General features: G+C 66.0%; 10 protein-coding genes. 7 read left to right on the forward strand and 3 right to left on the reverse strand.

Annotation, left to right across the window (positions count from 1 at the left end):
* Positions 1-234: 234 nt before the first annotated feature.
* Positions 235-936, forward strand: coding sequence for a 4'-phosphopantetheinyl transferase family protein (locus BN948_RS07660; RefSeq protein WP_009517182.1), 702 nt, complete (start codon positions 235-237; stop codon positions 934-936).
* Positions 937-948: 12 nt separating this feature from the next.
* Here the strand turns inward: BN948_RS07660 and BN948_RS07665 are convergent, their stop codons facing one another.
* The gene (locus BN948_RS07665; RefSeq protein WP_236953929.1) at positions 949-2,127 is read right to left on the reverse strand and encodes an MFS transporter; all 1,179 of its coding nucleotides are present in this window, start codon (positions 2,125-2,127) and stop codon (positions 949-951) included.
* A gap of 53 nt (positions 2,128-2,180) precedes the next feature.
* On the opposite strand from BN948_RS07665, the gene BN948_RS07670 reads away from it, so the two are divergent.
* The 3 genes from BN948_RS07670 to BN948_RS07680 all read left to right on the forward strand — a co-directional run bounded on the left by BN948_RS07670 (position 2,181) and on the right by BN948_RS07680 (position 5,472).
* Positions 2,181-2,990, forward strand: a complete 810-nt coding sequence (locus BN948_RS07670; RefSeq protein WP_009517184.1) for an AraC family transcriptional regulator — start codon at positions 2,181-2,183, stop codon at positions 2,988-2,990.
* Between the two features lie 916 nt (positions 2,991-3,906).
* Positions 3,907-4,485 (forward strand): hypothetical protein, encoded by a 579-nt coding sequence (locus tag BN948_RS07675; protein WP_009518876.1) that lies wholly within the window; start codon positions 3,907-3,909, stop codon positions 4,483-4,485.
* A 135-nt stretch (positions 4,486-4,620) separates the two neighbouring features.
* Positions 4,621-5,472, forward strand: coding sequence for a hypothetical protein (locus BN948_RS07680; RefSeq protein ID WP_009518875.1), 852 nt, complete (start codon positions 4,621-4,623; stop codon positions 5,470-5,472).
* Positions 5,473-5,887: 415 nt separating this feature from the next.
* On the opposite strand, the gene BN948_RS07685 is transcribed toward BN948_RS07680, so the two are convergent.
* Positions 5,888-6,694 (reverse strand): IclR family transcriptional regulator domain-containing protein, encoded by an 807-nt coding sequence (locus BN948_RS07685; protein WP_009518874.1) that lies wholly within the window; start codon positions 6,692-6,694, stop codon positions 5,888-5,890.
* 113 nt (positions 6,695-6,807) lie between these two features.
* Here BN948_RS07685 and BN948_RS07690 point away from each other — a divergent pair, with 113 nt between their 5' ends.
* The 3 genes from BN948_RS07690 to pcaF are packed head-to-tail and all read left to right on the forward strand — an operon-like array spanning position 6,808 to position 9,411.
* Positions 6,808-7,524 carry a 3-oxoacid CoA-transferase subunit A gene (locus BN948_RS07690; protein WP_009518873.1) on the forward strand — a complete coding sequence of 239 codons (717 nt, stop codon included), beginning with the start codon at positions 6,808-6,810 and terminating at the stop codon, positions 7,522-7,524.
* Entirely contained in the window at positions 7,521-8,177 is a 657-nt protein-coding gene (locus BN948_RS07695; protein WP_009518872.1) for a 3-oxoacid CoA-transferase subunit B, read from the forward strand. Before BN948_RS07690 ends, BN948_RS07695 begins: the two co-directional genes overlap by 4 nt.
* A gap of 25 nt (positions 8,178-8,202) precedes the next feature.
* Positions 8,203-9,411, forward strand: coding sequence for a 3-oxoadipyl-CoA thiolase (gene pcaF / locus BN948_RS07700; RefSeq protein ID WP_009518871.1), 1,209 nt, complete (start codon positions 8,203-8,205; stop codon positions 9,409-9,411).
* Between the two features lie 6 nt (positions 9,412-9,417).
* On the opposite strand, the gene BN948_RS07705 is transcribed toward pcaF, so the two are convergent.
* Entirely contained in the window at positions 9,418-9,714 is a 297-nt protein-coding gene (locus tag BN948_RS07705; RefSeq protein ID WP_035621002.1) for a hypothetical protein, read from the reverse strand.
* Positions 9,715-9,798 lie beyond the last annotated feature (84 nt).

Consider the following 9,798-nt stretch of genomic DNA (forward strand, 5'->3'; position numbering starts at 1 on the left):
TACCGAATGTTTCCCTCCAAACCCCTCCGCCAGACCCGTTTCCAGTGCCATTCATCACATTCACTCCCATACGGGTAGGAGGCATTTGCCCAGAGGATGCTACGAAGGAAGAAATGGTCAAATGACCTGGGTCACATATACCCCGTACTGGATGTGCGGAAGACCCGGCAGGCGATTAGACGGGCGCCCGGCCCGAATAGGTAGTAAATATTCACGCATCGGCGTGTAACGAACATGCGGATTGATCAACTCGCGGCGATTCAGGCACCCGGCATCGAACTGTGGCGGGTGGACCTGCTGGCCGAGGCGCGCGAGCGCGAGGCCCCGGCGCCCGGCGACTGGCTGGACGCCGCCGAGCGCGAGCGCGCCGCACGTTTCCACTTCGAGCGCGACGCCCACCGCCACCGCGCCAGCCACACCGCCCTGCGCCATCTGTTGGCGGGGCGCACGGGCGTGCCGGCACCGGCCCTGCGTTTCAGCGCCGGCCCGTACGACAAGCCGCGCCTGGACCTGCCGCAAGCCCCGGCCTTCAACATGAGCCACAGCGGCCGCTGGGCGCTGATCGGCATTGGCGGGGCGGCGCCGATCGGCGTGGACATCGAGGTCCCGCGCGAGATGGACGACCTGATGGCCCTGGCCGAGCGCAATTTCACCGCCACCGAGTGCCGCGAGCTGCTGGCCCTGCCCGAGGCCGGGCGGCTGCGCGCCTTTCTGCGCTGCTGGACGCGCAAGGAAGCCGTGCTGAAGGCGGTGGGCAGCGGGCTGTCGATCGAGCCCGGGCTGTTCGAGGCCGGCACCACGCCCGAGCGGCGCACCACCACCCTGCCCGTGTCGGGTCAGACCTGCGAGGTGACCGTGATCAGCCTGGACGTGGACAGCGAGGCGCTGGCGGCCGTGGCCTGGGTGGAGCCGGGCTCACGGCATCTGGCGTTTTAGCGGACCTGGGGCTCAGGCCGCCGCAGCCGGCACGGGCGCGGGCGTGCGCGGCAACTGCGTCAGCACCAGCAAGGTCACCACCGACGTCACCGCCATCACGCCCAGCAGGGCCGTGAAGCCGGCCGCCTTGACCACCGGCCCGATCGCCCACACCGCCACCGAACTGGCGCCCAGCGACACCGCCAGCCGCATGCCGGCCACGCGCGAGCGCATGCCGTCGTCGACGAAGCGCACGATCATCGCGTCGGTGAAGGGGATGGCGCCGAAGATGGCCGCCATGAACAGCAGCTGGATGAAGAGGAAGGACCAGCCGTCGAGCGTGGTGGCCAGCGCCAGCAGCAGCGCCTGCAGGGTGATGACGCCGATGTAGAGGCGCTTGAGCGAGTGCCGGTCGATGAGGTAGCCCACCACCAGTTGCGTGACCGAGGCCACCGTGTACACCAGGGCCAGCAGGGTGCCGATGCGCGCCGGGTCTTGCGAGACCTCGCGCAGGCGGTCGGTCAGCAGCTCGAAGTTGGCGTTGGTGGACAGGTTGAACAGCAGGCCGCCGCTGGTGGCCGCCATGGTCATGATGAGGAAGAGGCGCGCCAGCGGCATGCCCGAGGGCGGGTGCCCGCTGGCCTTCTTTTTGGCGGGCGCCGCGCTTTCGCGCGTGCCGTACAGCGCAAAGGCCACGCCGCAGGCCAGGCAGATCAGCCCCGGCACCACGAAGGCCATGCGCCAGCCCGCGTACTTGACGAGAAAACCCGTGAGCACCGCGGCGAAGGCCACACCGAGGTTGCCGACGAGGCCGTTGACGCCGATCGTCCAGCCCGGGCGCAGCGCGCCCTGCACCAGCATGGGAATGCCGACCGGGTGGTAGATGGAGGAGAAGGCGCCCAGCAGCGCCAGCGCCAGCGCCATCTGCATCGGCGTGTTGGTGGCCGCCACCAGCAGCGAGGCCACTCCCATGCCGAAGAAGAACACCAGCATCATGGGGCGGCGCCCCCAGAGGTCGCCCAGCTTGCCCGCGGGCAGCGAGCCGATGCCGAAGAAGAAGAAGGCCGCCACGCCGTAGGGCATGAGGTCTTCCCAGCGCGCGAGGCCGAAGTCGTTGGCGATGCTGGTGACCGCGGTGGCGAAGATCAGCAGCATCATGTGGTCCAGCGCGTGGCCGATGTTGAGCAGGGTCTGGGTGGACTTGTTGTGCATGGGGGCGATCATCGGCGGTTAAGCTCTGTGCGCAAAATTCAAGACCGCCAGGAATGCGTCCAAAACCGCCAAGCCATGCCAACCTGCTGCAGCGCGGCCCCAGCGCCGCCGCGCAGGCCGCGAACCGGGTGCCGCGCCCGGTGGCCGCGCTGGCGCGTTCCGACCCGGCGGGCACGCAGATCGCGCCGCACCTGCACGCGCGCGACCAGCTCATCTATGCCATCAGCGGCGTGATGACGATCCGCGCCAACGGCTTCATCTGGACGATTCCGCCGAGCCACGGCATGTGGATGCCCGCGCAGGCGGTGCACCAGATCCACATGGACACCGAGGTGGAGATGCGCACGCTGTACTTTCAGCCCGGCACGGTGACGGGCCAGGGGCGCGGCTGCCAGGTACTGGCGATCACGCCGCTGCTGCGCGAGCTGATCTTGCGCGCGATGACGATTGCGCCGCGTTACGCGCCGGACAGCGCGGACGCGCGCCTGATGGACCTGATCGTGGACGAGGTGGGCCGGCTGGAGCCGCGGCCGTTGTCCTTGAAGCTGCCGGCGGACAAGCGCCTGGCGCGGCTGTGTCAGTTGTTGATCGAGGACCCGGGCAACGCCGATTCGATCGCCGAGTTGGGGCATCGGGTGGGCTTGTCCGAGCGCAGCGTGATCCGGCTGTTTCCGCAGGAGACGGGGCTGAGCCTGCACCGTTGGCGCCAGCAGGCGCGGCTGATGCGGGCGTTTGCGCTGAGCGATCAGGGGATGAACATCGGGCAGCTGGCGGACGAGCTGGGTTACGCGAGTGCGTCGGCGTTCGGGAAGATGTTCGCGAAGCAGTTCGGGCAGGCGCCTCGGCGGGTGTTGGTGGCTTGATTGTTTGTTGCGCTTGTTCGCCGCCGGGTTGGCGGGTGTCAGGGGAGGGGCTGTGTGCGGGACGGCTTCACTGCAGCGCCCCTCGCTGCGCGAGGGGTCCCCTGCGATGCTCGGGTGCGCGGCCCTGCGGCATAACTCGCTGCATGCGCTTCGCGCATTCCGCTCAAACAGATGCCGCAAGTCAGTTCACGAAGCGCGCTGCGCGCGCGGGCCGCACACCCTGCGCTTCTCGGCACTGCACAGGCGCCGTCCCGCACACAGCCCCTCCCCTGACGGCGAACGGGTGGGAGTGCCAACAAGCTGAAGAGTTGGAAGGGCTGTGCTACTCCAGCACCCGCCTGGGGCCCGTCGAAGTCCTTCGCGCGACCTGCAAAGTAGCCTCTCGGAGCCAAAGGGCTATGGTCTCCAGCGGGAAGGCCGTCCACCCACTACTACCTTCAGAACATGGGTGTAAAGCATGGTGGCTGCCACACCTGAATGGCCAAGCAACTCATACGCCGTGCAATTGCCCGTGCCCGCCCATAGCACGCGCACTGTGAACGAATGACGGCGCGTGTGGGCCTCCACCTGCTTGGCGTCACTCAAGTGACACCTACCCCTTGTTCGCGCCGACCCGCTCCGGCATGCCACCCTAGCAGTCTCGGGCCCAGTACTATGGTCGCCGGCCTGCCCCAAGGCGCCTTGCCTCCACGGTCGGCTCAGCCCAAACGTCAGGCGTCACACACGATTCAATATGTCCACCGCGCAAGTCCCGCTCAATCTCGACTGGCAGTTCTGGTCGGCCGTAGTCGCCTTACTGGCACTAGTCCTTACTCAACTACCTCCAATTAAGCTTTGGTTTCGCCCGACACGGCTAGAGGTCGAGGTCCATAGCCGAGTCCAGCTTACTCACAAAGTTGGGAATCCAAATTTTGGAATGTACGTGGGTATCCGCAACATAGGTGGCCGCGACATCAGAGTGCGCACTATGAGTGTCTCGCTAAGCCGCGACGGTCAAGTGCTCGGAACCTATCCAATCTTCAACTTCTTCGAAACGCCGAGCTCTTCTTCCGCGGTGCTCTTCGTTCCCTTCACGCTGCGGCCTTCAGAAACGTGGGCGCACGGTTCCAACTTCCTTCGCGTCTTCGACAGGAACACCGAGAAGCTCTACAGAGAGCGCGAATCCATCTTACGATCCGATATCCGTCGCAAGCTAGCAGCTCGCGAAGAATGCGATAAGGAGCTCGTCGTAGCCGAACCCGAGAACGTTGCCCCGTTCATGGAAATGTTTGATCGGCTCTTCGTGTTCCTGCCGGGCGAGTACACGCTCGACTTACGCATAGATGCCGATTCAAGCAAGCCAGTGTTTGGACGGCGCTATAGGTTCACCCTTTTCGAATCAGATTCTGAAGAGCTCCGATCGCACACCGAGGACTACAAGCATGGCGGTGGCCTCGCCTACAACGTAGACCGCCATGCGGGGGTTTTCATTCCGTTGTCACCCAGTGACGCCTGACCCTCGCTTAAACAGTGCGCCAACGGCAACCCCCTGGCGCCCCAAAGTCATTGCTTGCTGAACTCGAACGTACTGACTGCTTCTCCAGCCGCGCAAAGACCGCGCGGCCGATTTGCCCCATGCTCTATACCTACGATGCCCCAACCCAACGAAGCCCATATCCTCTCTGCCCTTCAACAGTCCGGATACCTATTCGAGCAAGAAGTTGCCGATCAGATAGAGGCCCTGGGCTTCCATGTAGATACCGGCTGGGCCTTCCGTGATCCCGAACTTGAGAAGTCGCGCGAACTCGATGTTCGGGGTATCAAGCGCGTGTTCCACGACGAAAGCAACAAGCTTTCAGTGTTCATTGAGCTTCTGATTGAGTGCAAGGCATATGAGAACCCGATGGTCTTTTTGCAGCGGCCCAAGAACGAGCGCGAACTGCAGCACGCCGCTCCAAAGGAGTATCTCTTCCCAGTCAAGCACTTCCGGAAGCAAATAAGGCCAAACTCATACCAGGAGGTTCCGCCTTTCATTCATCTTGACCTCCGTCGCGAGCACTACTACTACAGCGAGACGTTGAAGGCGACACAGTTTTCTAAGATTGTCCGAAAGGGGAGTGAATGGACCGCCAACCACGAGGGGATCTACGACGCTCTGGTTCTACCGCTTGCCAAAGCCTTTGAGCATCAACGACGGGATACGCTCACGCGCGTTGCTGGTCCGGGCTGGAGGTACGTTTGGCTCTTCTTCCCAATGGTCGTACTGCGCGATGGCCTTCTTGCGCTCGATGTTTCGGTCAAGCCACTGGAGCCAAAAACCCTGGGCCGAGTGAGTTTTGTACGTCATATGGAATCCGGCACAGTGAACGGCTTTTACCTAATCGACTTCGTCAAGTTCTCACATCTAGGTGACTATGTCGGCAAGGAGGTCGATCCGTTCGTCAACCATGTTGTGGAACTGTGCAAAGGTAATCCGAGGTTGTTCGAGACGCAAGGCGCCTAACATCTCCATCAGCCGCTCAAATCGAACGTTGAACGACTGCTTCACAGGTCACGCAAGGATCGCAGTTGGCCGTAAAGCGCAATCCTCGTCGACAAAAACCGGCCCTTCAATCGCCTGATCGGCACGCCACCGCGCTAACCCATCCTCCGCTGGCCGAGGGCTTGGGCTGTGCCGCTGGGGGCGCCTATGCGCTGCCGAGGAGCGCAGGGTGGCCGGCCCGCGCGCGCAGCGCGCTTCGTGAACTGATTTGCGGCATCTGTTTGAACGGAGCGCGCGAAACGCGCGCAGTGAGTTATGCCGCGGGCCGGCTGCCCGAGCACCGCAGGGGACCCTTCGCGCAGCGAAGGGCTGCGCATTTGAAGCCCCCAGCGGCACAGCCCAAGCCCTCGGCCCGCCAGCCAAGCAGGCACAAAACCTACCCCCGCCCCGCCCGCAGCAGCAAGGAAGACACCTCGTCAGCCGCCGCCCGCAGCTTCGGCAGCAACTGCTCCTTCATCACCGTCGCCGAGGTGCGGTTCGCCTGCCCCGACACGTTCAGCGCCGCGATCACGGCCCCCGATCGGTTGCGCACCGGCGCGGCGATGGAGATCAGGCCCTCCTCCAGTTCCTGGTTCACCAGCGCCCACCCCTGCCGCCGCACCTGCTGCACACGCGCCAGGATTTCGGCCGGCTCCGTGGCCGTGTGGCGCGTGTTCGCGCGCAAGCCGCTCGCCTTCAAGCGCGCCTTCACCTCGGCATCGTCCAGCCCCGACAACAGCACCCGCCCCAGCGAGGTGCAGTACGCCGGCAGCCGCGTGCCCACGTTCAGGTTCAGCGACACGATCTTGTGCGTGTGCACGCGCAGCACGTAGACGATGTCCGTGCCGTCCAGCACCGCCGCTGAACACGACTCGCCCACCGCGTCGGCCAGGCGCTCCATCACCGGCTCGGCCAGGTTCCAGATCGGCATGGACGTGAGGTAGGCAAAACCCAGGTCCAGGATGCGCGGCGTGAGCCGGTAGAGCTTGCCGTCGCCCTCCACATAGCCCAGCGTCTGCAGCGTGAGCAGGATGCGCCGCGCCCCCGCGCGCGTGAGGCCGCTGCGCGCGGCCACCTCGGACAGGGTCTGCTCGCTCGCCTCGGCGCTGAAGGAACGGATCACCTCCAGCCCGCGCGCGAAGGACTGCACGTAGCCGTCGCCGGGTGTGGGCGCGTCGGGTGCGCGACGGGCGTGGGTTGCCATGGTCTTGGGTGGGAGACTAGAATGATTCGTCAATCGAACAATTGTTCGTCATTAGAACATTTGCCGATCGACGCAGCAAGCTCCCCTGCCCTTTCCGCCTGGAGACAACCCCCGTGATCAACAAGATCGCCACTTCGGTGGCCGAGGCCCTGCACGGCGTGCGCGACGGCGCCACCGTGCTCATCGGCGGCTTCGGCACCGCCGGCATTCCCAACGAACTCATCGACGGCCTGATCGAACAGGGCGCGCGCGAGTTGACCGTGGTGAACAACAACGCCGGCAACGGCGACCACGGCCTGGCCGCGCTGCTCAAGACGGGGCGCGTGCGCAAGATCATCTGCAGCTTTCCGCGCCAGGCCGACAGCCACGTGTTCGACGGCCTGTACCGCGAGAAGAAGATCGAGCTGGAACTGGTGCCACAGGGCAACCTGGCGGAGCGGTTGCGCGCCGCGGGCGCGGGCATCGGCGCCTTCTTCACGCCCACGGGCTATGGCACCGATCTGGCAAAGAACGCCGACGGCTCGCCCAAGGAGACGCGGGTCATCGACGGCCGGCCCTATGTGCTGGAGTACCCCATTTACGGCGACGTGGCGCTCATCAAGGCCGAGCGCGGCGACCGCTGGGGCAACCTGGTCTATCGCAAGGCCGCGCGCAACTTCGGCCCGGTGATGGCCACGGCCGCGAAGCGCACCATAGCCAGCGTGTTCGACATCGCCGAGCTCGGCACGCTGGACCCGGAGACCATCGTCACGCCGGGCATTCACGTGAGCGCGGTGGTGAAGATCGCGCGTGTGGCGACGCAGGCGGGTGGCTTCAAGGAGGCCGCATGAGCTATTCAAGACGAACCAAAGACGAACTCGCCAAACGCGTCGCGCAAGACATCCACGACGGCGCCTACGTCAACCTCGGCATCGGCCAGCCCACGCTGGTGGCCAACCACCTGCCGCCGGGCATCGAGGTGATCCTGCACAGTGAGAACGGCATCCTGGGCATGGGCCCCGCGCCCGCCGCGGGGCAGGAAGACTACGACCTCATCAACGCCGGCAAGCAGCCCGTGACGCTGTTGCCCGGCGGCGCCTTCTTCCACCACGCCGACAGCTTCGCCATGATGCGCGGTGGCCACCTGGACATCTGCGTGCTCGGGGCCTTCCAGGTCTCGGCCACGGGCGACCTGGCCAACTGGAGCACGGGCGAGCCCGGCAGCATCCCGGCCGTGGGCGGGGCGATGGACCTGGCCATCGGCGCCAAGCAGACCTGGGTGATGATGGACCTGCTGACCAAGCAGGGCGCGAGCAAGGTGGTGCAACAGTGCAGCTACCCGCTCACCGGCATCGGCTGCGTCAAGCGCATCTACAGCGACCTGGCCACACTCGAATGCACGCCGCAAGGCCTGCGGCTGATCGACGCGGTCGATGGCCTGTCGCTCGAAGAACTGCAGCGCCTCGTGGGCCTGCCGATCGCTGCCCCGGCAACGCCCGCCTGAACGAATAACCTTTTCCGGAGAACCCATGACCAACCGCCAAGCCTTCATCTGCGACGCCATCCGCACCCCCTTCGGCCGCTACGGTGGCGCGCTGTCCAGCGTGCGCACCGACGACCTCGCCGCCATCCCCATCAAGGCCCTGATGGAGCGCAACCCGAACGTGGACTGGGCCGCCGTGGTGGACGTGCTCTACGGCTGCGCCAACCAGGCCGGCGAGGACAACCGCAACGTGGCGCGCATGGCCGCGCTGCTGGCGGGCCTGCCCATCGACGTGCCCGGCGCCACGATCAACCGCCTGTGCGGCTCGGGCATGGACGCCGTGGGCAGCGCGGCGCGCGCCATCAAGGCCGGCGAGGCGGGCCTGATGATCGCCGGCGGCGTGGAGAGCATGAGCCGCGCGCCCTTCGTCATGCCCAAGGCCGAGAGCGCCTTCAGCCGCGCCAATGCGGTGTACGACACCACCATCGGCTGGCGCTTCGTCAACAAGCTGATGAAGGCCCAGTACGGCGTGGACTCCATGCCCGAGACGGCGGAGAACGTGGCGGTGGACCACAGGATCGAGCGCGAGGCGCAGGACCGCATGGCGCTGGCCAGCCAGCTCAAGGCCGTGGCCGCGCAGAAGGCCGGCCACCTGGCGCGCGAGATCGTGCCCGTGACCATCCCGCAGAAAAAGGGCGACCCGGTGGTCGTGGACAAGGACGAGCACCCGCGCGAGACCAGCCTGGAGGCACTGGCCAAGTTGAAGGGCGTGGTCAAGCCCGAGGGCAGCGTGACGGCCGGCAACGCCAGCGGCGTGAACGACGGCGCCTGCGCGCTGCTGCTGGCCGACGAAGCGAGCGCGGCGAAGAACGGGCTCACACCCAAGGCGCGCGTGGTCGGCATGGCCACGGCCGGCGTGGCGCCGCGCGTCATGGGCATCGGCCCGGCACCGGCCACACAGAAAGTGCTGGCGCTCACGGGCCTCACGCTGGAGCAGATGGACGTGATCGAATTGAACGAGGCCTTCGCAGCGCAGGGCATCGCGGTGTTGCGCATGCTGGGCCTGAAGGACGACGATGAGCGCGTGAACGCCTGGGGCGGCGCGATCGCCCTGGGCCACCCGCTGGGTGCCAGCGGCGCGCGCCTGGTCACCACGGCAGTGAACCGCCTGCACGCCACGGGCGGTCGCTACGCGCTGTGCACGATGTGCATTGGCGTGGGCCAGGGCATCGCGGTGGTCGTCGAGAAGGTCTGAGCCGGCTCACTTCACCCAGGCATCGAACTGCTCGGCGCTGGCGATCTGGCGCTCGAGCACGATGTGCCGCAAGGGCCGCCCCGAGGCCTGGGCCTCGCGGTACAGCACCGCCGCCTCCTCGTGCCCGATGTGCTTGGCCAACAGCGTGGCCTGCAGCATCGCCGGTGACAGCGTCGCCGCGATGCGATCGCGATCGGGTTCCATGCCGCGCACACAGTGTTCCTCGAAGCTGCGCATGCCGTCAGCCAGCAGGCGCACGCTTTGCAGCAGGTTGTGCGCCAGCAATGGCTTGGCCGCGTGCATCTGGAACGTAAACGTTCCGCGAACCCACCTTGCGCCGTTGATGACGGCGTGTTGAAGATGGTTCTACGCGGCGGGGACGGCGGC

It is taken from the genome of Hydrogenophaga intermedia, assembly GCF_000723405.1.
Lineage (GTDB): Bacteria > Pseudomonadota > Gammaproteobacteria > Burkholderiales > Burkholderiaceae_C > Hydrogenophaga > Hydrogenophaga intermedia.

Excerpts from the sequence above, each read along its gene's own strand:
- BN948_RS07660 (WP_009517182.1), top strand. The coding sequence starts at position 235 with ATGCGGATTGATCAACTCGCGGCGATTCAGGCACCCGGCATCGAACTG.
- BN948_RS07665 (WP_236953929.1), bottom strand. The coding sequence starts at position 2,127 with ATGCACAACAAGTCCACCCAGACCCTGCTCAACATCGGCCACGCGCTG.
- BN948_RS07670 (WP_009517184.1), top strand. The coding sequence starts at position 2,181 with ATGCGTCCAAAACCGCCAAGCCATGCCAACCTGCTGCAGCGCGGCCCC.
- BN948_RS07675 (WP_009518876.1), top strand. The coding sequence starts at position 3,907 with ATGTACGTGGGTATCCGCAACATAGGTGGCCGCGACATCAGAGTGCGC.
- BN948_RS07680 (WP_009518875.1), top strand. The coding sequence starts at position 4,621 with ATGCCCCAACCCAACGAAGCCCATATCCTCTCTGCCCTTCAACAGTCC.
- BN948_RS07685 (WP_009518874.1), bottom strand. The coding sequence starts at position 6,694 with ATGGCAACCCACGCCCGTCGCGCACCCGACGCGCCCACACCCGGCGAC.
- BN948_RS07695 (WP_009518872.1), top strand. The coding sequence starts at position 7,521 with ATGAGCTATTCAAGACGAACCAAAGACGAACTCGCCAAACGCGTCGCG.
- pcaF (WP_009518871.1), top strand. The coding sequence starts at position 8,203 with ATGACCAACCGCCAAGCCTTCATCTGCGACGCCATCCGCACCCCCTTC.
- BN948_RS07705 (WP_035621002.1), bottom strand. The coding sequence starts at position 9,714 with ATGCACGCGGCCAAGCCATTGCTGGCGCACAACCTGCTGCAAAGCGTG.